The 25066-nt window shown below is 39.7% G+C and carries 26 protein-coding genes; 15 read left to right on the top strand and 11 right to left on the bottom strand.

Features of this window, described 5'->3' with window-relative positions; translation table 11 throughout:
- Nucleotides 1-139: 139 nt before the first annotated feature.
- The gene (gene lepB / locus ABVJ71_RS05185; protein WP_353855926.1) at nt 140-739 is read left to right on the top strand and encodes a signal peptidase I; all 600 of its coding nucleotides are present in this window, start codon (nt 140-142) and stop codon (nt 737-739) included.
- Between the two features lie 78 nt (nt 740-817).
- Here lepB and ABVJ71_RS05180 read toward each other — a convergent pair whose 3' ends face one another.
- A complete protein-coding gene (locus tag ABVJ71_RS05180) occupies nt 818-1084 on the bottom strand; it encodes a hypothetical protein (protein ID WP_353855925.1) in 267 nt (88 codons plus the stop codon).
- A 142-nt stretch (nt 1085-1226) separates the two neighbouring features.
- Between ABVJ71_RS05180 and ABVJ71_RS05175 the strand changes: the two genes are divergently transcribed.
- Entirely contained in the window at nt 1227-2846 is a 1620-nt protein-coding gene (locus tag ABVJ71_RS05175) for an ATP-binding cassette domain-containing protein (protein WP_353855924.1), read from the top strand.
- 45 nt (nt 2847-2891) lie between these two features.
- Here ABVJ71_RS05175 and ABVJ71_RS05170 read toward each other — a convergent pair whose 3' ends face one another.
- The 3 genes from ABVJ71_RS05170 to mreBH all read right to left on the bottom strand — a co-directional run bounded on the left by ABVJ71_RS05170 (nt 2892) and on the right by mreBH (nt 5441).
- Entirely contained in the window at nt 2892-4124 is a 1233-nt protein-coding gene (locus ABVJ71_RS05170; RefSeq protein WP_353855923.1) for an aminopeptidase, read from the bottom strand.
- Nucleotides 4125-4229: 105 nt separating this feature from the next.
- Nucleotides 4230-4361, bottom strand: coding sequence for a protein YkpC (locus tag ABVJ71_RS05165; protein ID WP_003210922.1), 132 nt, complete (start codon nt 4359-4361; stop codon nt 4230-4232).
- Nucleotides 4362-4433: 72 nt separating this feature from the next.
- Entirely contained in the window at nt 4434-5441 is a 1008-nt protein-coding gene (gene mreBH / locus ABVJ71_RS05160; RefSeq protein WP_353855922.1) for a rod-share determining protein MreBH, read from the bottom strand.
- 276 nt (nt 5442-5717) lie between these two features.
- Here mreBH and ABVJ71_RS05155 point away from each other — a divergent pair, with 276 nt between their 5' ends.
- From ABVJ71_RS05155 to ade, 5 genes are all read left to right on the top strand, one after another.
- Nucleotides 5718-5996, top strand: coding sequence for an AbrB/MazE/SpoVT family DNA-binding domain-containing protein (locus ABVJ71_RS05155; RefSeq protein ID WP_353855921.1), 279 nt, complete (start codon nt 5718-5720; stop codon nt 5994-5996).
- A 185-nt stretch (nt 5997-6181) separates the two neighbouring features.
- Entirely contained in the window at nt 6182-7471 is a 1290-nt protein-coding gene (locus ABVJ71_RS05150; protein WP_353855920.1) for an ATP-binding protein, read from the top strand.
- Between the two features lie 24 nt (nt 7472-7495).
- Nucleotides 7496-8332 (top strand): gamma-glutamylcyclotransferase, encoded by an 837-nt coding sequence (locus ABVJ71_RS05145; protein ID WP_353855919.1) that lies wholly within the window; start codon nt 7496-7498, stop codon nt 8330-8332.
- A 37-nt stretch (nt 8333-8369) separates the two neighbouring features.
- Entirely contained in the window at nt 8370-9038 is a 669-nt protein-coding gene (locus tag ABVJ71_RS05140; RefSeq protein ID WP_353855918.1) for a TrkA family potassium uptake protein, read from the top strand.
- Nucleotides 9039-9307: 269 nt separating this feature from the next.
- Complete coding sequence (gene ade, locus ABVJ71_RS05135; protein WP_353855917.1) at nt 9308-11038, top strand: adenine deaminase; 1731 nt, start codon at nt 9308-9310, stop codon at nt 11036-11038.
- A 251-nt stretch (nt 11039-11289) separates the two neighbouring features.
- Here the strand turns inward: ade and rnjA are convergent, their stop codons facing one another.
- The gene (rnjA, locus tag ABVJ71_RS05130) at nt 11290-12957 is read right to left on the bottom strand and encodes a ribonuclease J1 (RefSeq protein WP_353855916.1); all 1668 of its coding nucleotides are present in this window, start codon (nt 12955-12957) and stop codon (nt 11290-11292) included.
- Between the two features lie 5 nt (nt 12958-12962).
- On the bottom strand, nt 12963-13172 hold the full coding sequence (locus ABVJ71_RS05125; RefSeq protein ID WP_353855915.1) for a DNA-dependent RNA polymerase subunit epsilon: 210 nt from the start codon (nt 13170-13172) through the stop codon (nt 12963-12965).
- A gap of 398 nt (nt 13173-13570) precedes the next feature.
- On the opposite strand from ABVJ71_RS05125, the gene ABVJ71_RS05120 reads away from it, so the two are divergent.
- On the top strand, nt 13571-14350 hold the full coding sequence (locus tag ABVJ71_RS05120; protein ID WP_353855914.1) for a Cof-type HAD-IIB family hydrolase: 780 nt from the start codon (nt 13571-13573) through the stop codon (nt 14348-14350).
- Nucleotides 14351-14384: 34 nt separating this feature from the next.
- Here the strand turns inward: ABVJ71_RS05120 and def are convergent, their stop codons facing one another.
- Both def and ABVJ71_RS05110 read right to left on the bottom strand, forming a co-directional pair.
- A complete protein-coding gene (gene def / locus ABVJ71_RS05115) occupies nt 14385-14945 on the bottom strand; it encodes a peptide deformylase (RefSeq protein ID WP_353855913.1) in 561 nt (186 codons plus the stop codon).
- Nucleotides 14946-15056: 111 nt separating this feature from the next.
- Nucleotides 15057-15227 carry a YjcZ family sporulation protein gene (locus ABVJ71_RS05110; RefSeq protein WP_353856565.1) on the bottom strand — a complete coding sequence of 57 codons (171 nt, stop codon included), beginning with the start codon at nt 15225-15227 and terminating at the stop codon, nt 15057-15059.
- Nucleotides 15228-15461: 234 nt separating this feature from the next.
- On the opposite strand from ABVJ71_RS05110, the gene ABVJ71_RS05105 reads away from it, so the two are divergent.
- The 5 genes from ABVJ71_RS05105 to lpdA all read left to right on the top strand — a co-directional run bounded on the left by ABVJ71_RS05105 (nt 15462) and on the right by lpdA (nt 21495).
- Nucleotides 15462-16130, top strand: coding sequence for a YkyA family protein (locus tag ABVJ71_RS05105; protein ID WP_353855912.1), 669 nt, complete (start codon nt 15462-15464; stop codon nt 16128-16130).
- 408 nt (nt 16131-16538) lie between these two features.
- Nucleotides 16539-17654 (top strand): pyruvate dehydrogenase (acetyl-transferring) E1 component subunit alpha, encoded by a 1116-nt coding sequence (pdhA, locus tag ABVJ71_RS05100; RefSeq protein WP_353855911.1) that lies wholly within the window; start codon nt 16539-16541, stop codon nt 17652-17654.
- 3 nt (nt 17655-17657) lie between these two features.
- Entirely contained in the window at nt 17658-18635 is a 978-nt protein-coding gene (gene pdhB / locus ABVJ71_RS05095; protein WP_353855910.1) for a pyruvate dehydrogenase complex E1 component subunit beta, read from the top strand.
- Nucleotides 18636-18746: 111 nt separating this feature from the next.
- Nucleotides 18747-20078, top strand: a complete 1332-nt coding sequence (locus tag ABVJ71_RS05090; RefSeq protein WP_353855909.1) for a dihydrolipoamide acetyltransferase family protein — start codon at nt 18747-18749, stop codon at nt 20076-20078.
- Nucleotides 20079-20082: 4 nt separating this feature from the next.
- Nucleotides 20083-21495, top strand: a complete 1413-nt coding sequence (gene lpdA / locus ABVJ71_RS05085) for a dihydrolipoyl dehydrogenase (RefSeq protein ID WP_353855908.1) — start codon at nt 20083-20085, stop codon at nt 21493-21495.
- 73 nt (nt 21496-21568) lie between these two features.
- Here lpdA and ABVJ71_RS05080 read toward each other — a convergent pair whose 3' ends face one another.
- Nucleotides 21569-21922, bottom strand: a complete 354-nt coding sequence (locus ABVJ71_RS05080) for a hypothetical protein (RefSeq protein ID WP_353855907.1) — start codon at nt 21920-21922, stop codon at nt 21569-21571.
- A 340-nt stretch (nt 21923-22262) separates the two neighbouring features.
- Between ABVJ71_RS05080 and ABVJ71_RS05075 the strand changes: the two genes are divergently transcribed.
- Complete coding sequence (locus tag ABVJ71_RS05075) at nt 22263-22382, top strand: GapA-binding peptide SR1P (RefSeq protein WP_353855906.1); 120 nt, start codon at nt 22263-22265, stop codon at nt 22380-22382.
- Nucleotides 22383-22426: 44 nt separating this feature from the next.
- On the opposite strand, the gene ABVJ71_RS05070 is transcribed toward ABVJ71_RS05075, so the two are convergent.
- Nucleotides 22427-23899 (bottom strand): aminotransferase class I/II-fold pyridoxal phosphate-dependent enzyme, encoded by a 1473-nt coding sequence (locus tag ABVJ71_RS05070; RefSeq protein ID WP_353855905.1) that lies wholly within the window; start codon nt 23897-23899, stop codon nt 22427-22429.
- Between the two features lie 193 nt (nt 23900-24092).
- Here ABVJ71_RS05070 and ABVJ71_RS05065 point away from each other — a divergent pair, with 193 nt between their 5' ends.
- Nucleotides 24093-24362, top strand: a complete 270-nt coding sequence (locus tag ABVJ71_RS05065; protein ID WP_353855904.1) for a UPF0223 family protein — start codon at nt 24093-24095, stop codon at nt 24360-24362.
- A gap of 26 nt (nt 24363-24388) precedes the next feature.
- Here ABVJ71_RS05065 and ABVJ71_RS05060 read toward each other — a convergent pair whose 3' ends face one another.
- Entirely contained in the window at nt 24389-25024 is a 636-nt protein-coding gene (locus ABVJ71_RS05060) for a DUF1054 domain-containing protein (protein ID WP_353855903.1), read from the bottom strand.
- Nucleotides 25025-25066 lie beyond the last annotated feature (42 nt).

Raw genomic sequence — 25066 nt, 5'->3', positions numbered from 1 at the left:
TTAACAACCCGCAAATTAGGAAATAATATCTAATTAAATGGTTGTCTTGTGAATTTTTAAATGACATGTGATAAAGTAAAGTTATTGAAACCACGGTTTTCAAGTCTTTTAGCAGAAAGTCTTAGGAGGAAGCAGTATTTTGAACGAAGAAAACAAACAAAACGAAATTCAATCTGATGTTAAGCAAACCAAAACAGAGAAGAAAAGTTCACTATTTGAATGGATTAAAGCCATTTTAATTGCTCTTGCTCTTGTTTTGCTCATCCGTACGTTTATTTTTGAGCCGTACGTGGTGGAAGGTGAATCAATGGAACCAACTCTTCATGATGGTGAAAAGCTGTTTGTGAACAAAACCATTAATTATCTCGGTGGTCTTAAAAGAGGGGATATCGTTATTATTAATGGAAAAGATGGTCAAAAAATTCATTATGTCAAACGATTGATTGGTCTTCCGGGAGACACGATTGAAATGAAGGATGACACCCTTTACATTAATGGAAAAAAAGTAGATGAGCCTTATTTAAAAGAAAACAAGGCACATGCGAAAGAGTATGAGGTACATTTGACAGGCGATTTTGGTCCAGTTAAAGTACCGAAAAACGATTACTTTGTGATGGGTGACAACAGACTCAATTCCATGGATAGTCGAAATGGATTAGGTCTTATTGAAAAGGATCGGATTGTCGGTACATCAGAATTTGTTTTCTTCCCATTTGGCGACATTCGACAAACAAAATAAATACACCCCTCTTGCTAGTAAATGCGAGAAAGGTGCTTGAACGTACGACCCTTTTTTGAAGGGTCATTTTTCATTTGTTCAGAGCATAGTTGCAATGATCACAATGGCCAAAACAGAAGCAAACACGGACCCGGTAATGGTCAAGACCGATCGGAATAAACCGATTTTTTGGCTTTCTTTTCCTCGTTTTTGTAAAAAGCGTTTAGAAAAGAGATGCACTAGTGTGTAGATGAGTACAAGTCCAATATAAAGACCAAAGTCCTTTGCAGTAAAGCCTGTCGCAGATAAATAAATGCCCATAAAGAAAATCAATAGACAGTATTCCATCAGTGTAAGTAATCTCAAATCGTACGAACCCCTTCAATAAATCATTCCATTTGATTATACCATAATTGACAAAAACCTTTGTTCTTAGAGAGAGGCGTTTCTATCAATCGTTATTCATGTTATACTTCATAATGATGAATGAGTGATGGAGGACTAATAAATGATTGCAGTGAATAATGTTAGTTTGCGGTTTGCTGATCGTAAACTATTTGAAGACGTAAATATTAAATTCACTCCTGGCAACTGTTACGGACTAATTGGAGCCAATGGAGCTGGTAAATCAACGTTCCTAAAGATTTTATCCGGAGAAATTGAACCTCAAACTGGTGATGTTCATATGAACCCAGGAGAACGTTTAGCGATTTTAAAACAGAACCACTTCGAATATGAAGAGTTTGAAGTGTTAAAGGTCGTCATTATGGGTCATAAACGTTTATATGATGTCATGCAAGAAAAAGACGCGATCTATATGAAGCCTGACTTCTCAGATGAAGATGGTATCCGTGCAGCGGAACTTGAAGGTGAATTTGCCGAATTGAACGGCTGGGAAGCAGAAAGTGAAGCTGCTATTTTACTGAAAGGTCTTGGTATTCCAGAGAGTCTTCAATCAAAGAAAATGTCTGAGCTTGGCGGGTCTGAAAAGGTAAAAGTACTTTTAGCCCAAGCTTTATTTGGTAAGCCAGATGTTCTTCTTCTAGATGAGCCGACGAACCACTTGGACCTGCAAGCAATTCAGTGGCTTGAGGAATTCTTAATTAACTTTGAAAATACAGTCATCGTTGTTTCGCATGATCGTCACTTCTTAAACAAAGTGTGCACTCATATTGCAGATCTTGATTTTGGGAAAATTCAAGTTTATGTTGGAAACTATGATTTTTGGTATGAGTCTAGCCAGCTAGCACTGAAACTTAGCCAAGAGGCGAATAAGAAAAAAGAAGAACAAATTAAGCAACTGCAAGAATTCGTTGCACGATTCAGTGCAAATGCATCCAAGTCGAAGCAAGCGACTTCAAGAAAGAAATTGCTTGATAAAATTTCTTTAGATGACATTAAGCCATCTTCACGTAAATACCCGTATATTCATTTTGCACCTGAGCGTGAAATTGGAAATGATGTATTAAAGGTGGAAGGTCTATCGAAAACGATTGACGGGGTTAAGGTATTTGATCATGTCAGCTTTATTATGAATCGAGAAGACAAAATTGCTTTCTTAAGCCGTAATGAGCTTGCTGTTTCCACTTTGTTTAAAATCCTTGCTGGTGAAATGGAACCGGACAGCGGAACATTTAAATGGGGCGTGACGACTTCTCAAGCCTTTTTCCCGAAAGATAATAGTGAATACTTTGAGGGAAGCGATCTGAATCTTGTTGATTGGCTTCGTCAATATTCTCCAAACGATCAAAGTGAAAGCTTTTTACGTGGCTTCTTAGGACGTATGCTCTTCTCTGGGGAAGAAGTAAAGAAAAAGGCAAGCGTCCTTTCAGGAGGAGAAAAGGTTCGTTGTATGTTATCGAAAATGATGCTTTCTGGGGCGAATATTTTGCTGCTAGATGAGCCGACGAATCACTTAGATCTTGAATCGATTACAGCGCTGAATAACGGCTTAATGAATTTTAAAGGCGCTATGCTCTTCTCAAGTCATGACCACCAGTTTGTTGAGACTATAGCTAACCGTATTATCGAAGTAACACCAAAAGGCATTGTCGATAAACAAACATCATATGATGAGTTTTTAGCAGATCAAGACATTCAAAAAAGACTAAATGAACTGTATGCTTAATGAACAAAAGACATCCACATGATAGGTGTGGATGTCTTTTTTATTTTAAAATGCCCAGTTTCCTTGGCGGAAGATTGGTTCACGACTGCCGTCCTTTGTGATTCCATCAATATTCATTTCTTTTGAACCGATCATGAAATCAACGTGAGTGATGCTGTTGTTCACACCAGCTTCTTCTAATTCATCTCTTTGCATCTCTTTTCCACCTTCGATATTAAATGCATAACCATTGCCGATTGCAAGGTGGTTCGATGCATTTTCATCATAGAGTGTATTGTAATACAGAATGTTTGAGTTTGAGATCGGTGAATCATCTGGTACGAGTGCAACCTCGCCTAAATAGTGTGAGCCTTCATCTGTTTCTACAAGTGATCTTAAAATGTCTTCTCCTTCTTTTGCTTTTATATCGATAATACGGCCATTTTCAAAGGTTAATGTAAATTCATCAATGATGTTCCCAGCATAACTTAGCGGTTTTGTACTTGATACAGTTCCATTCACACCATCTTTTTTAGGTACAGTAAAGACTTCTTCAGTCGGCATATTTGCTATGAAGGAAACGCCTTGTTCGCTCACACTGCCAGCTCCTACCCAAATATGTTGATCAGGAAGCTCGATTGTTAAATCTGTCCCTGGTGCTTCATAGTGAAGCTTGTGGTAATGTCTTTCGTTTAAGATTTTTACTTTTTCGTTTAGTGCTTTTTCATGTTTTTTCCATGCATCAACAGGGTTTTCTTGATCAGCACGTGCGACTTTAAAAATTTGATCCCATAGTAAAGCAACAGCCTTTTCATTAGAATGTTCAGGGAAGATTTTTTTTGCCCAATCTTTCGATGCTGCGCCTACGACAGTCCAAGCGACTTTATCAGATTGAACGTACTGACGATATGTATGAAGCGCCGCCCCAGCTGCTTTTTGCTGTGAGGCGATTTTTTTCGAATCGATGCCTCGAAGAAGGTCAGGGCTTTCGGACAAGATGGTGATAAAAGCTCCACCGCGCTTTGCGATGGTTTCCATAGATTGTGCTTCCCATTCTGGGAAATTCTCGAAGACTTCGTCTGGTGCATGTTCATATTTTAAGCGAGTAAGGACACTGTCACTCCAGCGAATATGTACGTTTTTCGCACCTCGTTCATAGGCATGCTTTGCGACAAGCCGAACGAGGTCAACAGACTCAGTAAAAGCGGACACCATCACTTCTTGTCCTTTTTGAACGTTCACACCTACTTCAACAATGAGCTTGGCATATTGATCTAGTTGTTTCTCGAATGAACTCATAAAAAACCCTCCTTTGGTCATGTTTATCATATCAGATTTGTGACAGAAAAGGAAAATGGGGTGCCGCTACTTGCAAAATAAAAAAGCCGCTTTTGTGCGGCCTTTTTAGCGGTTCAGTTGTTTTACAGGCTGTGCGTTGGAGGGCGGCATATGTGAAAAAGACAGACTCATTCCCCCTAATATAATACCAGTTAAAATCACTGTGACAACGACCCGTTTACCTAAATCAAGTAACATGTTCTTCCTCCTTCAAGTTTATCCATTCCTCACGATATGATCGAAACGATAAAAAAAGAAGCAGAACAAGGATTATTTTAACGTTTTTTGCAATTTGTCGATAACTTCTAAAGAACGACCTGTTCCAATGGCTACGCATTCAAGCGGATTTGCTGCAATATGAACAGGGACAACAATTTCTTGAGAGAGCCATTCTTGAATGCCATTTAAGAGAGCGCCACCCCCTGTTAAAATCACGCCGCGGTCTACAATATCACCACTAAGCTCTGGCGGACTGTCTTCTAAAGTGGCACGAATGGCTTCTAAAATATGAAGAAGAGATTCCCGCATAGCGCCTTGAATTTCATGAGATTCAAGCATAATGGTTTTTGGGAGCCCTGTAACGAGATCGCGTCCACGCACCTCCAAAGATTCAGGCTCGTGATCAATCAGTGCATAACCGATCTCCATTTTCACCTGCTCAGCTGTACGCTCTCCAATAAGCAGATTATATTTCTTTCTCACAAACGTAATAATGTCATCATCTAGCTGATCTCCGCCAATTCGAATAGAGTGACAAGAAACAACACCGCCAAATGAAATAATCGCCACCTCTGTTGTCCCTCCGCCGATGTCTACAACCACATTGGCTACTGGCTCGTCTACCGGTAAATCTGCTCCAATTGCAGCTGCGACAGGTTCTTCAATTAAATGCACATGTTTTGCACCGCAATTTTTCACAGCATCGCTAATAGCGCGGCGCTCGACAGCTGTTGAACCAGAAGGTGTACATACAACGACAGTCGGCTTTCTAAAGGTAAATCCGATATTTTTTCCTGCTTTTTTCATAATCTGTTTGAGTAAATCTGTTGTCATATCATAATCGGCGATGACACCATCTTTCATGGGACGTATCGCCACAATTTTCCCAGGAGTTTTACCAATCATCTCTTTTGCTTCTGATCCTACTGCAAGAACAGTCTTTGTTTCTGTATCTACTGCCACAACGGACGGTTCATTTAGTATAATTCCCTTATTTTTACTATAAACCAATATGTTAGCTGTTCCTAAATCAATTCCAATTTCGGCATTTTGAAACATGTTTTCACCCAATCTCTATTTTTGCTGTTTTAAACAATTTTACATTTAAAAGTTCAAATGGTTGCTGTGATTTGTGGGGGTTTGTGATGACCTTGAAATGAATCTGTAAAATTCAAGTCTCATTTTGACAATCACAATAAATTTTCCCTTTGTTTTTTCTATTATGAAAAAAATTTTTTAACCTGAGAAACTTTTCTAGATTCTCTTACGTCTACGATATATCAATTGGTGAATAACAGATTGATCTTGAGCTAATGAAAGAAAGAGGGAACGAAATTGAAATCTATCGGAGTCGTAAGAAAAGTAGATGAACTAGGACGTATTGTGATGCCAATCGAGTTGAGAAGAGCACTAGATATTGCGATTAAAGACAGTATGGAATTTTTTATAGATGAAGATAAAATCGTCTTGAAAAAATATCAGCCACAAGGCGTTTGTCTTATGACTGGTGAGATTACTTCTGAGAATCATGAGTATGGAAATGGTCAAATTACATTGAGCACTGAAGGCGCAAAACTACTGCTGAAAGAGCTGCAGGAAGCACTTAAACAATAAAAGAAAAATAGCCTTGTCTCTTCCTTTGTGATGAAGACAGGCTATTTTTTGTGTCATAGCGTCACATATAAGCATTCATGTTAAATTAAATGAAAAAAGTTCCTTAAAAATGTTGCATCTTTCTCAAAAAATAATGTGAAAATGGTACAATTGACAAAGAATCTCAGGGCGGAAGGTGGAATCATTTGAACAAAACATATCAAGTGCGGATTGCGTTATCTGTTCTTGCATTCATAATCATTTTGAGCTGGGATTTCTTTTATTATCTAGGCGGCTATAAAATTAACTGGCCGCTCGATCTAGCGTTTACTGTCGTAGTGTTAGTTGGAATATGGGGTGTATCAGGCTATATTGATCGGTTAAATTTACTCGTGTCAGATTTGAATCAAAGAGAAAAAGAAGCACATGAACTCATGGAGCGGCTAAATCGAATTACAGATAACTTGCAAGAAATCGTCTTTGAAACAAATGAAAAAGGTCAAATTATTTTCTTAAACCAAGCATGGAAACAAATGACTGGTTATGAAATAGATGAATGTCTTGGAACTATGTACAATCAGTACTTTGACCAAGAAGAGCGTGTCGTTCAACATTTGTTATCTGTTTTAAAGGAGCATAAAGACGAGGGGCGTGTAGAGTTGCAGCTTCTTCATAAAGATGGGAAGAAGGTATGGGGAGATGTTCATTATAAGCTCTATTTTGATAAGCATCATCAGTTTACTGGGGGAATCGGGACAATCGCTGACATTACAAAACAAAAACAAGCAAAGCTTGAGCTTGAGAGGTCCAATCAGCAATTACAAATGCAGGCTCAAAAGCTGGCAGTTGCAGGTCAAATTGCAGCTGGAATCGCCCATGAAGTCAGAAATCCACTGACATCTGTAAATGGGTTCTTACAGCTCATGAAAACTCAATATCCAGAACGAACTGATTATTTTGACATCATTTTCTCGGAAATTAAACGGATTGATTTTGTCTTAAGTGAGTTGCTTATGTTAGCAAAGCCTCAGTCTGTCAACTTTCAAGAAGTACAGCTTCATCAACTATTAGAACAGGTCATCACTTTATTAAATACAAATGCAGTGCTATCTAATATCGATATTAAGCAGCCATTTAAAAAGCAGGATGCTGGGTTAATTTTAGCTGATGCCAATCAAATGAAGCAGCTCTTTATTAATTTAATAAAAAATGCCATTGAAGCAATGCCTGAAGGCGGAAGCATATACATATCGACAGAGAAAGTAATGAATGAATGGAAGATCACTATTCAAGATGAAGGAAAAGGGATGTCTGAAAAGGATATTCAAAAGATATATGACCCATTCTTCTCTACTAAAAAAGAGGGTACAGGGCTAGGTCTTACCATATGTGCTACAATTTTAAAAGATCACCATGGAAGAATGGACGTATCCAGTGAGCCAGGAAAAGGAACAGCCTTCCATATTTATTTGCCTGTCTGCCAAAAGAGTACGTAGCAGGATGAGAGGATGGTATATGTGATGACGAACATGACATTATTTGTATATGGGGCGCTTTTAAAACACGAAGTACACCATGATGAATGTATAGGAGATGCCAAACAAATAGCCAAAGCAGCCTGGATAAAGGGAAAGTTATACGATACAGATGCTGGATACCCTGCATGTGTGCTAATGGAAAATGGAACAGTGTATGGGGAATTGTATGAGGTGTCCTCTGAGACTTTGAATAAGATAGACGAGCTAGAGGAAGGGTATGAAAAGCAGGAAATGGCTGTCATGACTGATCAAGGGAAAACCAAAGCACTAGTTTATACAGTGCATAAACAGAAAGCAGAAGGCTTGACATGGATTGAAAGCGGCAACTGGAAGGAATACATGCTGTGGCAGCGTAAGCCAGAATCCTTCTATTACTTTGCTTACGGTTCATGCATGGATGATGCAAGATTTAAATTAGCAAAGGTTGATCATTACTTCCAGCAGATTATCGGCGGCGGAACACTTGATCAATTTACGACAAGATTTACATTGACTCGCCCCGATGGATCTAGAGCGGATTTGGTAGAGGATGGCGGGGCAACAGAAGGAGTCCTATATGAGGTGCCTTTTGATGCCATCCGTTATTTGTATAAAAGAGAGGGCGTATTTGAAGGCACATATCGCCCGTCTTTTGTCGATGTGAAAATAGGAAATGAAGTATATCAGGATTGTGTAACCTTCCTCGTTTTGCAAAAGCGTGAAGAAGTGGCCCCGCCCCCTCATTATCGCAGTGAAATAGAAAAAGGAGCAGATCTTTATTTAAGTGAATCGTTCCGTAAAAAAATTCGTTCTCATATGGATTCATTAATCAAACCGTAGTAAAATGCATGGTAAGTGATATAAAAGGGGTCTTAACATGAAAAAGGAATATGCAGTCATTGGTCTTGGTCGCTTTGGTGGGAGTATTTGCAAGGCGTTAAGTGAGGAAGGTCTTGAAGTAATGGCTATGGACATGAATGAGGATCGTGTAAATGAATATGCGAAAATTGCTTCTCATGCTGTGATCGGTGATTCAACAGATGAATCTGTTTTAAAAAATCTAGGCATTCGCAATTTTGATCATGTCATCGTTGCCATTGGTGAGAACATTCAGGCGAGCATCTTAACAACGATAATGCTAAAAGAGCTTGGCGTGAAAATGGTCACAGTGAAAGCCCAAAACGATTACCATGAAAAGGTACTGACCAAAATAGGGGCAGATCGCATTGTTCATCCTGAACGAGATATGGGAAGACGGATTGCACACAAAATCATTTCCAACAACGTGTTAGATTATCTAGAGCTATCAGATGAGTATAGTCTCATTGAAATTGTCGCCAATAGTCGCCTAGCTGGACACTCTTTGTTAGATCTAGATATTAGAGCGCGATACGGCATAAACATTGTGGCGATTAAACGCGGAAAAGAAGTCATCGTCTCGCCACTAGCTGACGAAATGATTCAAAAAGAAGATATCCTTATCGTCATTGGTGCTGTTGCAGATATCGGACGTTTTGAAAAACGAGAAATGCAGAACGAATATTAAACACTCCGGCGTGGAGTGTTTTTTACATGGATGTGTGCATAACAAGTGGACAATGAAGTAATCAAGAGAAGAAAATGACCTTATGTCTTTTTGAAAAAAAGAGTGAAACAGCAAAAGTCATGATGTTGATTTTTCATTCAATTATCATGATTCAGAAATAAAAATCAGCCATTTTATATGATGTGTTTTCTCTAAATATCATTGACTGGATAGACAGATTCGTTTAGGATAAGAAACATTATATGTTGACTTGGAGGAGGCAGTTGTCGTTGGATAAGGAGCTTTTCAGACATCAAATTGAGGTGGCTGCAAAGAGAAAAAAGGCAGCCCTAGTAATTAAACATGCAAAAGTGATGGATGTGTTTAACCAAGAGTGGATAGACGCTGATGTCGCTGTTGAAAATGGAAAAATCGTAGGTATTGGAATGTACGAGGGGATTCAGGAGATTGATGCAACTGGTCAAATGCTTGTACCTGGTTTTATTGATGGTCATGTGCATATTGAATCCTCAATGGTCACCCCTGCTGAATTCTCCAAGGCTGTGGTTCCTCACGGTGTAACAAGCGTTGTGACAGACCCACATGAAATTGCCAATGTATCAGGTATTACAGGTATTCGTTTTATGCTGGAAGAAGCGAGAAAAGCTGTCTTAAATATATATTTCATGCTGCCATCCTGTGTGCCGGCAGTCGGTTTTGAACAATCTGGAGCTACACTTAAAGCGAAGGATTTAAAACCTCTTTATCAAGAAGATGAAATTCTTGGTCTTGCTGAGGTGATGGACTATGTGGCTGTAGAACAGGCCGAAGAAGATATGCTTCAAAAACTGTTGGATGCGCAAAGTCATGACAAAATCATTGATGGACATCTAGCAGGCTTAACAGACCGATTGATTAACGTATATCGGACGGCAAATGTCCAAACAGATCATGAGGTAACAACCGTTCAAGAGGCCCTTGAGCGAGTAAAGAGGGGCATGTACGTCATGCTGAGAGAAGGGTCCGTTGCCAAAAACGTCAAACGAGTCTTACCAGCCGTGAATGAGAAGAATGCGAGACGTTTCTTCTTTTGTACAGACGATAAACATTTAGATGATTTAATTGCCCAAGGAAGTATTGATGAACAGGTACGTATGTCAATACAAGAAGGATTAGATCCATTCTTAGCTTATCAAATGGGTAGTTTAAATGCAGCTGAGTGCTTTGGTCTCAATTCAAAAGGAGCGATTGCACCAGGCTATGATGCCGATTTTATACTTATCTCTGACCTTCATCAAGTGCAGATCACGAACGTGTTTATTGCGGGGCAATTGGTCTCTCAGGATGGAGATTACTTGCCAAGTGTGGAAAAGATTACACCAAACCCTGCGTTACTACAATCTGTTCATGTGGTGAAAGTAAACGAGCAAGATATCGCACTACCTATCACTGCAAATAAAGAGATGAATGTCATTCGCATCATACCTAATCAGCTTGAAACGAAATTAGAACAGATCCTTCCTTTAGGGATGGATGGGCAATTCACAAGTGATATAGAAAGAGATTTATTGAAAATTGTTCTTGTAGAACGTCATCAAGGTCTATCTGAAATTGGAGTAGGGATTGTCAGTGGTTTTGGCTTAGAAAAGGGTGCCATTGCAACTACTGTTGCGCATGACTCACATCATTTAATTGCAGTTGGCACAAATGACGATGATATCATTAAAGCAATTGAGACATTAAAAGAAGCAGGCGGCGGCTTAACCGTTGTAAGGGATGGACAGTCTCTTCATACACTTCCTTTGCCGATCTCTGGATTATTATCAGATCAATCGGCTCAATCTGTGAAGGAAAGCCTTCATGCACTTCATGAAGCATTAAAAGAGACAGGCTTTGCCTTAGATTTTAACCCATTTCTGACGTTATCCTTTTTGGCTCTTCCAGTGATTCCTGATGTGAAAATGACAACAAAGGGACTATTTGATGTTAGAAGCTTTCAGCATTTACCCATTCAATCGTAATAAAGTAGCCGCATGTATGTCAGGTAAACATGCGGCTTTTTGTGAGTTATAAAAAAAGAGACACAGCCTGTTGGGCGTGTCTCTTTCAGCGTATAGACAAACCCTCGCATTCGTTTTCAGATCTGCGTGCTGGTGCTCATGAATGTTTCATTCGCTCCAGTACTCGGGTCTTCCTAGACTTCAAGGGTTTTCCATTCACGCTGAGAAGATGACAAAGGGCTTAGTTGGTTTTTATCTTTAGCCCTTTGTCATTAAACTTCCATAATAATCGGCAAGATCATTGGGCGTCGTCTTGTTTTTTCGTAAAGGAATGGTGCAAGCGTGTCAGTAATTTCGTTCTTAATTTCTGACCATTGCGTCGTCTTGCGTTCCATCACTTTTTCAAGATGCTTTGAAATCAAATCCTGTGCATCATTAATTAAATCACCAGATTCTCTCATGTATACAAAGCCTCTTGAAATTAGATCAGGTCCAGCAGAGATTTTGAATTCTTTCATGTCCATGCTCACCACAACAATAACAAGACCTTCTTCAGAAAGGATACGGCGGTCTCTTAACACGATATTTCCGATGTCACCAATCCCGCTTCCGTCGATATACACGTTGCCTGATGGAATTTTGCCAGCGATACTGGCTTCGTCTCCTTTTAGTGCAAGGACTTCACCATTATCCATGATAAAGCAGTTTTCTTCTGGAATTCCGCAATCATTCGCAAGTTTAATATGCGTTTTTTGCATCCGATATTCTCCGTGAATCGGCATGAAGAATTTTGGTTTAATTAAACGGAGCATCAGTTTTTGTTCTTCTTGTCCGCCATGACCAGATGTATGAATATTATTCAGTGAGCCATGAATAACCTCAGCTCCAGCTCGATAAAGCTGGTTAATTATACGGCTTACGCTAATATTGTTACCTGGAATTGGTGAAGACGAGAAAACAACTGTGTCTCCAGGATTAATGGAAATTTGGCGGTGCGTACCGTTTGCAATTCTAGAAAGAGCTGCCATCGGTTCACCTTGGCTTCCGGTACAAAGAATGGTTACTTTGTTTGCTGGAAGCCGGTTGATTTCATTATGTTCAATGAACGTATTTTTTGGACATTTGATATAGCCAAGGTCTTGTCCAATATCAATTGCAGACTCCATGCTACGACCAAACACAGCTACTTTTCGACCATTTGCGACAGCAGATTCGATCATCTGCTGCAGTCTGTGAATGTTTGAGGCAAATGTAGCAAATATGATACGCCCATCTACTTTTCTGAAGATATCATCAATACTTTCACCTACGCGTCTTTCAGACATCGTAAATTCTGGGATTTCACTGTTTGTACTGTCAGATAGAAGACAAAGTACGCCTTCTTTCCCGATTTCAGCCATTTTTGTCAAATTAGCAGGTTCACCGACAGGGGTAAAGTCAAACTTGAAATCACCTGTATGTACGATGTTTCCAGGAGGTGTCTTGACTACAATTCCATAGGAATCTGGAATACTGTGAGTCGTTCTAAAGAAAGAAACAGATGTTTTTCTGAATTTAATGATATCCTCTTCTTCAAAAATGTGAAGTTTTGTTTGTCTTAGTAGACCATGTTCTTCCAATTTGTTACGAAGAAGGCCGATTGCGAGTTTGCCTCCGTAAACTGGAATATTCACTTGTTTGAGAAGGTAAGGAATACCACCAATGTGGTCTTCATGGCCATGTGTAATAAAAAGACCTTTGATCTTATCTTCGTTTTTAACTAAATACGTGTAGTCAGGGATGACGTAATCAATTCCAAGCAGTTCATCTTCAGGGAATTTAATACCTGCATCAATTAAAATGATTTCATCTTGGAATTGAACGCCATACGTGTTTTTACCGATCTCGCCTAAACCGCCGAGCGCAAAAACTGCCGCCTGATCGTTTTTTACAAATTTCATTCCTCTCATAGCTCCAATACTTTAAAATTTTCACTTTCTCGTTCATAGTCTAAAAAAGCACCCTCTACAGGCTGAATGAATTCAATATTGTAGTTATGTTTTTTTAACTTATTGCGTACGTCTCTTTCAGAAACCGCTTCAACGTATAGTGAATCTGTGTGTTCTCTTACAGGTACCTCAGTCGTACTTGCCTGAAAAAATACCTTATATATCATCCAAATCTCTCCTTAAATACCGTATGTTACACTCGCTTATTCTATTATATTAAAAAAATGCGCATAAGGAAAGTATCTGAGAAAAAAGGACCTTCAGCAAATGAGCGGAAGATCCCTTTTAAGCAATTGATTTTTTACGAAGCATGTCCTTCCATTGTCTTCGTATTTTCTTGCGCAGACGACGAAGCATCGTAGATCGCCTCCTTTCGATTTATCATCATGGCAGACAAACTTTTCCGATCTCTCTTTATACTTGTATTATATGATGTTTCCATTGAATGTTACATGGTTATATGTGGGAAATAGGCGATTGAAGAGGAAGTGGTTTGCTCAGCGGATATCTTTCTGTATGATGAAGAGGAGAGAATATATCACAAACAAGGGACAGGAGAAGAGATATGAATAAAAAAGTGATCTTCTTTGATATTGATGGTACGTTGTACGATCATGATAAACAAATACCTGAATCAACGAAGCAAGCCGTTGGTTTATTAAAAGAAAAAGGACACCATTTATTCATTGCATCCGGCCGTTCGCCTTTTCTTATAAAACCGATTTTAGAGGAATTAGCGCTCGACTCATTTGTTGCTTATAACGGTCAATATGTCATGTATGAAGGGAAAGTGATTTACCGAAATCCGCTCAAACAGGACCTGATGGAGCAAATTTACGAAACGGCCGATCAGCATGGCCACCCACTTGTTTTTATGGGGGAGGAAACGATGAAGGCTTCTGTGCCGAATCATCCGTTTATCCATGAAGGCATTGGAACACTGAAAACAGAGCATCCAGAGCATGATTTGTCTTTCTATAAAGAAAATGAAATTTACCAAATGCTTCTTTTCTGTAAAGCTGAAGAAGAGAGGGAGTATGAGAAATTCCGCGAAGAAATTGATCTTGTGAGATGGCACGAGCTATCAACAGATGTTTTGCCAAAAGGCGGCTCAAAAGCAGAAGGAATAAAAAGAGTGATTGAAAGGCTTCCTTATGACATAAAAGATACGGTTGCATTTGGAGATGGGTTAAACGACAGAGAAATGATTGAGTTTGTTGGAACAGGAGTCGCAATGGGTAATGCGGTCAGCGAACTGAAAACACTTGCTGATTTTATCACAAAGCCAGTTGACGAGGACGGCATTTTGCATGCACTGACCCATTTAGGGCTCATTGATTCATAAAAAAGAAGACCCATACATTGCGGGGTCTTCTTTTTTATGATGACCTGCCGATGGCAACAGCATTTTCTGGCTCGGCAAATGGATGATCCTTTTGAATATGATCGTAAAACATGATGCCATTTAAGTGGTCAATTTCATGCTGAAAGACGATGGCAGGAAACCCTTTTAAACGGATATCAATGTCTTCACCTTCAAGAGTTGTTGCCTTGACCCTAATTTTTTCATAGCGTGGGACAAATCCAGGTATTGCTTCGTCAACAGACAAGCAGCCTTCCCCAGCTACTAAATATGCTCTTTTCACTGAATGACTTACGATACGCGGGTTGAATAAGGCATAGCTGTATACATTTCCGTTTTCATCTTCACAGTGAACGGCAATCATTCGTTTGCTAATGTTGATTTGGGGAGCTGCTAGACCAACGCCAGGTCTTAGTCCATATTTTTCAGCAATTGCTTCATCCTGACTGTTTTTGACGAACTCAATCATGTCAGCTAATTGCTGTTTTTCTTCCTCTGTTGGTGGAAGTTCAACCGATTCAGCTTTTTTTCTTAAGACGGGATGCCCGTCTCGTACGATATCATCCATGGTAATCACAAAACTTCACTCCTATTTCTTTTGTATGTAAAGTATATAAAATGATGCACAACATATGCAATGAAATAAAGAAGACCGGTCATATGAGACCGGTCAGAGGCTTTGCAGCCATTAGCATCCGCCGCCTAGGAATGCTGCACCTACGATGATCAATAGGATGAAGAGGACAACGATTAAGGCGAATGTACGTCCACCACCGTACCCATAACCGCCGTATCCACCACCATAACTTGGATAACAACAGCCACCGCCGTACCCATAACCGCCGTATCCACCATACATACTTCCATGACTATAATTAGACATACTTTTGACCTCCTTTGAAAATACACTCGGCCTCTCAGAAGTGAAGGCGAAGCGTGTAATATACACTATGTATGAATGCACTATTTGTATAGTCATGAGCCTATCGCTTTAAAAAAATCTTCTTCAACATAAAAAAGGCACCTTCTCTCCTTGTCACAAACGTCTATTAAAATTATAGTGGTAATTGGAAACTTAAAGGGGGACCTTGTGATGAGACATATGATAAGAAGCATGAAAGCAAGTGCTACTTTAGCGGGAATATGCACCCTTTTACTTGCTGGATGCGGAGGTCAAAGTCCGCTACATGACATGCAGGAGGCCATGACGAAAATGAGTGAGAAAGAAAAAGCCTTCCAAACAGCGCAAGGCAATCTGCAAAGCTATGAAAAAAAAGAGCAGCAGCTATACACTAAAATGATTCAAACAAAGAAGGATCAACTTAAAACGGTTTCCAGCCTATCTGATCAGGCGTTAGCTTCTGCGAATAAGCGAGCAGAACAATTAAAAACGGAAAAAGACAGCATGGATCAATCGAAACAAGAATTTCAATCCGTAAAGGAATCCGCCGAACGGATAAAAGATGCGGCGGTAAGAGAAAAAGCAAACAAAACAGTGTCATCTATGGAAAAGCGATATGCATCTTATGAACAGCTGTACCGTGAATATCAAAAGGCTTTAAAACAAGATCAAAATTTGTATCGCTCATTAAAAAGGAAAGACTTAGGTTATCAGGAGCTGAAATCAAAGCTTAAGGCAGTGAATCGAACGTACAGCAAAGTCAGAAAAGAAAGTAAGAAGTTCAATCAATATACACATCAATTGAATGAGCATAAACAAGCTTTATACAAAGCAGTAGATCAAAAGTCTAAAAGAAGTTGAACAACAGCTCTTTTTTATTTTTCGACAAAAACAATCATTTGCTATTGTAGTACAGTAGTATATTCTATACTAGTACAGTTTATGTTGCTTGCGAAACAGATGGATACAGGTCTCATGAAAAAGTAAAGCGAATACATTTATTTAAATAAAGCCGTTAAATCAATTGACGGACTATTTTTCTTGTTGTAAACTAAACCTTGTTAACAGAAGTTGTATTAGTTTTTTGTGAACTATCGTTAATACAGTTAGAAGGACTCAAATATAATCCAACAACCTATGTTTCGACAAGAATGTTAGTGACTATGATATACAGGAGTTATATGAGTATTTTGGGTTATCCTATATCTGTATGTATAAATGGATTCACGACAAATTGACTGTTAAAAGAAAGGAAGAGGTGACTTTAGAATGGCTGCAAAAACAAAAAAAGCAATTGTTGATCCAAAAAAGCAATTTGATGCCATCAAAAAGCAGTTTGAAACGTTTCAAATTTTAAACGAAAAAGGCGAAATCGTAAACGAAGCGGCAATGCCGAATCTTTCAGATGACCAATTAAAAGAATTAATGCGCCGTATGGTGTTTACACGAGTATTAGATCAACGTTCAATTTCATTGAACCGTCAAGGACGTCTTGGCTTCTATGCGCCAACAGCGGGACAAGAAGCTTCTCAGCTTGCAACGCACTTTGCACTTGAAAAAGAAGATTTCATTCTTCCAGGATATCGTGATGTACCACAATTAATTTGGCACGGTCTTCCGCTGACGAAAGCATTCTTGTTCTCTCGCGGACACTTTGTTGGGAACCAAATGCCTGAAGATGTGAATGCACTTTCTCCACAAATCATTATCGGTGCACAAATCATCCAAGCTGCTGGTGTAGCACTTGGTTTGAAAAAGCGCGGTAAAAAAGCTGTTGCAATCACTTACACTGGTGATGGCGGAGCTTCACAAGGCGATTTCTACGAAGGTATCAACTTTGCAGGGGCTTATAAAGCGCCAGCGATTTTTGTTGTCCAAAACAATAGATATGCGATTTCAACTCCTGTTGAAAAACAATCTGCTGCTCAAACGATTGCACAAAAAGCAGTTGCTGCTGGTATCGTTGGAGTACAAGTTGACGGTATGGATCCATTAGCTGTATTTGCAGCGACTGCTGAAGCTCGTGAACGTGCTGTTAACGGTGAAGGTCCAACATTAATTGAAACTCTTACATTCCGTTACGGTCCGCATACAATGGCTGGTGACGATCCAACAAGATATCGTACAAAAGAAGATGAAAACGAGTGGGAGCAAAAAGATCCATTGGTACGCTTCCGTAAATTCTTAGAAAACAAAGGCTTATGGTCTGAGGAAGAAGAGAATAAAGTCATCGAAGATGCGAAAGAACAAATCAAACAAGCAATCAAAGAAGCTGACGAACAGCCTAAGCAAAAAGTAACTGACTTGATTGCAAACATGTACGAAGTTCAACCATATAACCTAGTTGAACAGCTTGAAATTTACAAACAGAAGGAGTCGAAGTAAGCCATGGCGCAAATGACAATGATTCAAGCGATCACTGATGCGTTACGCACAGAACTGAAAAATGACGAAAACGTTCTCGTTTTCGGTGAAGACGTTGGTGTAAACGGCGGCGTATTCCGTGCGACTGAAGGATTGCAAAAAGAGTTTGGTGAGGATCGTGTTTTCGATACTCCACTTGCTGAATCTGGTATTGGCGGTCTTGCAATTGGCCTTGGACTACAAGAATTCCGCCCAGTAATGGAAATTCAATTTTTCGGATTCGTTTACGAAGTTTTAGATTCTATTTCTGGACAAATGGCTCGTATGCGTTATCGTTCTGGTGGACGCTGGCATTCTCCAGTGACAATTCGTTCTCCATTTGGCGGAGGGGTCCATACGCCTGAGCTTCACGCTGATAGTTTAGAAGGTCTTGTAGCTCAGCAGCCTGGACTCAAGGTTGTAATTCCTTCAACACCTTACGATGCAAAAGGACTGCTTATCTCTGCAATTCGCGACAACGATCCAGTTGTCTTCCTTGAGCATATGAAACTGTATCGCTCTTTCCGTCAGGAAGTTCCTGAAGAAGAGTACACAATTGAAATCGGTAAAGCGGACGTGAAACGTGAAGGTACTGACCTTTCAATCATTACTTATGGTGCAATGGTTCACGAATCACTTAAAGCTGCTGAAGAACTTGAAAAAGAAGGCGTTTCTGCTGAAGTGATCGACCTTCGTACAGTAAGCCCGCTTGATATTGAAACAATTATCGCATCTGTAGAAAAAACAGGCCGCGCAATCGTTGTTCAAGAAGCTCAAAAGCAAGCCGGTATTGCTGCAAACGTAGTAGCTGAAATCAATGATAGAGCAATTCTTAGTCTAGAAGCACCAGTACTTCGTGTAGCTGCACCTGATACAGTCTTTGCTTTCTCTCAAGCTGAGAGCGTATGGCTACCAAACCATAAAGACGTGCTTGAAACAGCTAAGAAAGTTCTTGAATTTTAATTAAATGACAGAGGGGGAAAAGAATTTATTTCTCTTCCCCTTTATCAATTGCATGATAATCGTGTAATCAATACACAACAAGGGTTCAACAAAATCTAGGAGGCGAAAATAGTGGCATTTGAATTTAAACTTCCGGACATCGGAGAAGGTATCCACGAAGGTGAGATCGTTAAGTGGTTTGTAAAACCAAATGATGAAGTAAATGAAGATGATGTTTTAGCAGAGGTACAAAACGATAAAGCAGTTGTAGAAATTCCTTCACCTGTAAAAGGAAAAGTATTAGAATTAAAAGTTGAAGAGGGAACAGTTGCAACTGTAGGACAAACAATTATTACGTTTGACGCACCTGGTTATGAAAATCTTCAATTTAAAGGCAGCGAAGAAGGCGAAGCAAAAACTGAAGCTCAAGTACAAGGTACTGCTGAATCTGGTCATGAACCAGAGAAAAAAGAAGTTGCACAAGCTGATGCTGCAGCAACTGGCGCAGGCGTCCAAGAGCAAGTGGATGCTGATCCAAACAAGCGTGTCATCGCTATGCCATCTGTACGTAAATATGCACGTGAAAAAGGCGTTGAAATTTACAAAGTTGCAGGTACTGGTAAAAATGGCCGCGTGCTAAAAGAAGATATCGACAACTTCTTAAATGGTGGTTCTGTAAGCCAAGATGCAGCGCCTCAAGTAGCTGAAAGCACGAAAGAAGAAGCTCCAAAAGCGGCAGCAGCTCCAGTTCTTGAAGGAGAATTCCCAGAAACTCGTGAAAAAATGAGCGGAATCCGCAAAGCAATCGCCAAAGCAATGGTGAACTCTAAGCATACAGCTCCACACGTTACATTAATGGATGAAGTTGACGTAACAAACCTTGTTGCACACCGTAAACAATTCAAACAAGTTGCAGCTGATCAAGGAATCAAGTTAACTTACTTGCCTTACGTTGTAAAAGCTCTTACTTCTGCACTGAAGAAATACCCAGTATTGAATACTTCTATTGATGATAAAACGGATGAAGTTGTTCAAAAGCATTACTACAACATCGGAATTGCAGCAGATACTGAAAAAGGCTTGCTTGTTCCAGTTGTGAAAAATACTGACCGCAAAGCAATTTTTGAAGTATCTAACGAAATTAATGAGCTTGCAACAAAAGCACGTGAAGGTAAATTGGCTCCTGCTGAAATGAAAGGTGCATCTTGCACCATCACAAACATCGGTTCTGCTGGTGGTCAATGGTTTACGCCAGTAATTAATCACCCAGAAGTAGCGATCCTTGGAATTGGCCGTATCGCTGAAAAAGCGATTGTACGTGATGGCGAAATCGTTGCAGCTCCAGTCTTAGCTCTTTCCCTAAGCTTTGACCATCGTATGATTGATGGAGCTACTGCGCAAAATGCCCTTAACCACATCAAGCGTTTATTGAATGATCCACAATTAATTTTAATGGAGGCGTAATATCATGGTAGTAGGAGATTTCCCAATCGAAACAGATACTCTTGTCATCGGTGCAGGTCCTGGTGGATATGTAGCTGCTATTCGTGCTGCACAACTTGGGCAAAAAGTAACAATTGTTGAAAAAGGAACGCTTGGCGGTGTATGTCTAAACGTCGGTTGTATTCCTTCAAAAGCATTAATTAATGCTGGTCATCGTTTTGAAAATGCAAAGCATTCTGAAGATATGGGTATTAAAGCTGAAAACGTAACAGTTGACTTCACAAAAGTTCAAGAGTGGAAAGCTTCTGTTGTGGGCAAATTAACAGGTGGAGTTCAAGGTCTTCTTAAAGGAAATAAAGTGGACATCGTCAAAGGTGAAGCTTATTTCGTAGACAGCAACTCTGTACGTGTGATGGATGAAAACTCAGCACAGACTTACACTTTCAAAAATGCAATCCTTGCAACTGGATCTCGTCCAATTGAATTGCCTGCATTTAAATACACTGAGCGCGTGATTAACTCAACTGGTGCTCTTGCGCTTAAAGAAATACCTAAAAAGTTAGTTGTCATCGGTGGCGGATACATCGGGACTGAGCTTGGAACAGCTTATGCAAACTTTGGAACAGAAGTTGTAATCCTTGAAGGTGGAGACGAAATTCTTCCAGGCTTTGAAAAGCAAATGAGTTCTTTAGTAAAACGTAACCTTAAGAAAAAAGGAAACGTCGAAATTCATACAAACGCTCTTGCAAAAGGCGTTGAAGAAAAATCTGATGGCGTAACTGTTACATTCGAAGTAAAAGGCGAAGAAAAAACAGTTGACGCTGACTACGTTCTTGTAACGGTAGGTCGTCGTCCAAATACAGATGAGCTTGGCCTAGAGCAAGCAGGTGTTGAATTGACAGACCGCGGACTTGTCAAAACGGACAAACAATGCCGCACAAACGTACCAAATATTTACGCAATTGGTGACATCGTTGAAGGTCCACCACTTGCACATAAAGCTTCTTATGAAGGTAAAATTGCAGCAGAAGCAATCGCTGGAGAGCCAGCTGAAATTGATTACCTCGGTATTCCTGCTGTTGTATTCTCTGAGCCAGAACTTGCAACTGTCGGTTACACTGAAGCAAAAGCAAAAGAAGAAGGCATCGAGATCGTTGCAGCAAAATTCCCATTTGCAGCAAACGGACGTGCACTTTCTCTTGATGCAACTGACGGCTTCATGAAAATGATCACTCGTAAAGAAGACGGTCTAGTCATCGGTGCACAAATCGCTGGTGTCGGTGCATCTGATATGATTTCAGAGCTTAGCCTTGCAATCGAAGCTGGTGTGACTGCTGAAGATATCGCAATGACGATTCATGCTCACCCAACCCTTGGTGAAATCACAATGGAAACGGCTGAAGTAGCAATTGGAAGCCCAATCCATATTGTAAAATAAAGAACACAAAAACCCCTCATATCGTGAGGGGTTTTTTTCATATGAATATATATAAGGAGCAAGATCAGCCAATTTAATTGGTGTTCACGCTGTCTAATGCATGACATAAGGGTGACAAGATATCCTCTTTACTTCGGACATCTCCTTCGATCTTCACGATCACTTTTTCATTGTTCACAAGCAAAATAGCTGGCAGTTCGTCTACTTCATTTTTCCAGCCTTTTCGATCTTCTTTCACAATCATCTTCGACATTTCCTTTGGGTATTCATTCTTTAAATCGAGTACCGCATCATAATAAGGACTCTCTTTATCAAGATTTTCTGCATCGGTAAAAAATAGAACTCTCGGCTTTTGAATATGACTGACTTGCTCTGTCTTATTCGGTATGATATACGCAAATGAGCATGAGCTAAGTACAAAGAGCATGGGAAATATCATGAGAATGGTCCGCAAAACATTCAATCTATTCACCTCAAAATCCTTTGGGGTTGTACCAACATATTTAGGAGTGATTCCCTGTTAGTCACTTTAGTTTATCATGTCCTTTTTGACAATTTTCGATTGTTATCCAATTGTTACAGAATTGATATGAAGCAAAATACAATTGAAACGTTCACTCAATTTGACAAAAAAATGTGTTTTAATAAAAATAGATTAAATGTGCCATACAATTAACCGTTGACAACTTAAATGTGACATCATATTATAGAGATATGAAATAGATTAAACGCTTTCAAACTATGATTGAAGAAAAGGGGAATGTACGGTGGGTACAATTGTTTGTCAGGAGTGCAATGAAACCATTGATCAGTTTGAGAATGAAAAAGTGACGACACTTTACGGAACTTGTGGTCACTGTCATTGCTGTGATGAAGCCTCTGAATAAATAAAAAAGCATGCAGCTCCGTTCTGGGGCAGCATGCTTTCTTTTTATAAAATTGGTTTTTGTTCTTTAATGACTCGAATCATTTCTAACGTAGAATCTTCAGGTCCTTGAACAGGTAGACCAATTTCAATATTTTTAAAGATATACGAAATATTTTCTTCTGTAATGATCTCGCCTGGGATAAAAATCGGAATACCAGGCGGGTACACCATGACAAACTCTGCAATAATACGACCAGCAGCTTTTTTGAATGGGATCACTTCAGTTGTGGCGTAAAAAGCATCGCGCGGGGTCATAGCAAGTGATGGGATTTCAGGTAATAGCACTTCCGTAACGGCGTGTTTCCCGTCATCACGTGCAGATGTAGCTGCAATCTCTTCCATAGCAGACACAAGGGTATCAATGGTTTCTTCAGAATCACCAGGTGTCACGATACATAAAATGTTGTAAAGGTCAGAGAGCTCCACTTCAATACGATAGCTTTCTCTCAACCATTTTTCAACATCATGACCATTCAGCCCAAGGTCTTTAATGGAGATAATTAATTTGGTTGGGTCATAATCGTAAGTCGAAGCCGAATCTAATATCTCTTGACCGATACAGGTAATTCCATCAATTTGATTCAAACGATCTCTGGCAGTTTCAGCTAAACGAATCGCTTTATCCGCAAGTGCTTTTCCTTCGGTGGCTAATCGTTTTCTGGCGACATCCAGTGATGCTAACAGCAAATAAGAAGTAGACGTTGTTGTAAGCATGCTCAAAATAGATTGGACACGGTCTTTTGAGACAAGTCCTTCCTTCATATTTAAAATAGAGCTTTGTGTGAGAGAACCTCCTAGTTTATGAACACTTGTTGCTGCCATATCAGCTCCTGCTTGCATCGCAGAGAGTGGCAGCTCATCGTGAAAATGAATGTGTACGCCGTGCGCTTCATCAACAAGGACCGGCACACCAAATGAATGGGCAATCTCCACAATTGTTTTTAAGTCAGCTGAGATGCCAAAATACGTCGGGTTAATTACAAGCAGTCCTTTTGCATCTGGATGTTCAGTGAGTGCTTTTTGTGCTGAGGCTGGCGTAATGCCGTGAGAAATGCCAAGCTTTTTGTCGATTTCTGGATGAATAAAAATAGGAATTGCACCAGAGAATACAATCGCTGACATAATTGATTTATGGACGTTACGCGGAACAATGATTTTATCGCCAGGTCCGCAGACGGTCATTACCATTGTCATAATGGCGCCGCTTGTTCCTTGAATGGAGAAAAAAGTATGGTCTGCACCGAATGCTTCGGCTGCTAATTCCTGTGCTTCTTTTATTATCCCTCGAGGAGAATGCAAATCATCGAGAGGCTCTATATTAATGAGGTCAATACTTAGCGCATTGTCTCCAATAAATGCTCGAAATTCAGGGTCCATTCCGGCTCCTTTTTTATGGCCTGGAATGTGAAATTGTACTGGATTTGTTGAAGCATGTTTTTTGAGGCCAGTGTATAAGGGTGTATCATGTTGTGACAATTGCTTTCCCACCTTCATCGAAATACCTGCTGTTATTATGCCGTTAAGTAGCAGATTTCATTGCATAAAACAAAAAAATTATATTATGAACTGTTCGGAATGTAAAGTATAAAAATCAAGCAGTGTCTTGTTTATGTGATGCTATAATAGAAGTTCAAATGAAAAGAGTCATGTTAAAGTGAGGGAAGAGTAAATGGAATATCAATATCCAATGGATATCGAATGGACAACAGAGGAAAAAATTGCTGTCATTTCGTTTTTCCAAGCGATTGAAAAAGCATATGAAAAAGGGGTAGCGAAACAGGAGCTGTTAAATGCTTATAAGCGGTTTAAAGAGGTTGTGCCATCAAAATCAGAGGAAAAGACGTATTGTGCAGCTTTTGAAAAGGGAAGTGGTTATTCCTCTTACCGCACAGTAAAAAAGGCGAAGGAAGCAGAAGAAACAGCCATCATACGTATGTAAAAAACGAGCCAATTTTGGCTCGTTTTTTATACAGATTCTTTATGGGTGAAGCGGTAAAGAAATGCTAAAGTATGGAAGGCTTCTTCAATTTTTGATAAAAATGCTTCATTATTCATTTGAACGACTTCCTCTCTAGGTAGCTGGATACCGCAAAGAAGTTCGGCTCTTTTCACTGTTTGCACACGTTGAAATAATGTTTTCAGCCCTTCAGCATCAAGCTCGCTGTGGCGCAGTACGTCTGGTTTCATATGATCCTTAGACCAAACAAAATCTTGCGGAATTTTCTTTTGAATGGTATCTAGCTCTTTTTCAAATAACTGACCATACTCACCTTTGACAGGAGATTCGTATATAAGCGCAAACCAAACAAATACATGGGTTTTCCAAAGTCCAATTTGAAAATGAGGGAGTTTTTTATAGCCGCGCTTGCTGTTTGCGAAAGCTACCCACGTATCATTTGGCGGGTTCACCGATCTTCTTGCATGTTTTGCTACATGGACAAACATCTCATCACCTGTAACAGAAGAAAGGAGCGGGGCAAAGTGTTCGCCAAGTGCTTCAAGCTTTGGACGGACTCTTTTCTTTAATACGGTCATTCGTTCATCTAAACCGTCAACTGTGAATGTTTCAAAATCTTCATCATTAAAACGCATCTCACTCATGTTAGGCCTCCTGTTTATTTTCGCTGATCATATTTTATCATA

The sequence above is a fragment of the Bacillus sp. Bos-x628 genome (genome assembly GCF_040500475.1).
GTDB lineage: Bacteria > Bacillota > Bacilli > Bacillales > Bacillaceae > Bacillus > Bacillus maqinnsis.
Note: the sequence above shows the minus strand (reverse complement) of the source record. Positions and strands in the feature narration are given on the sequence as shown.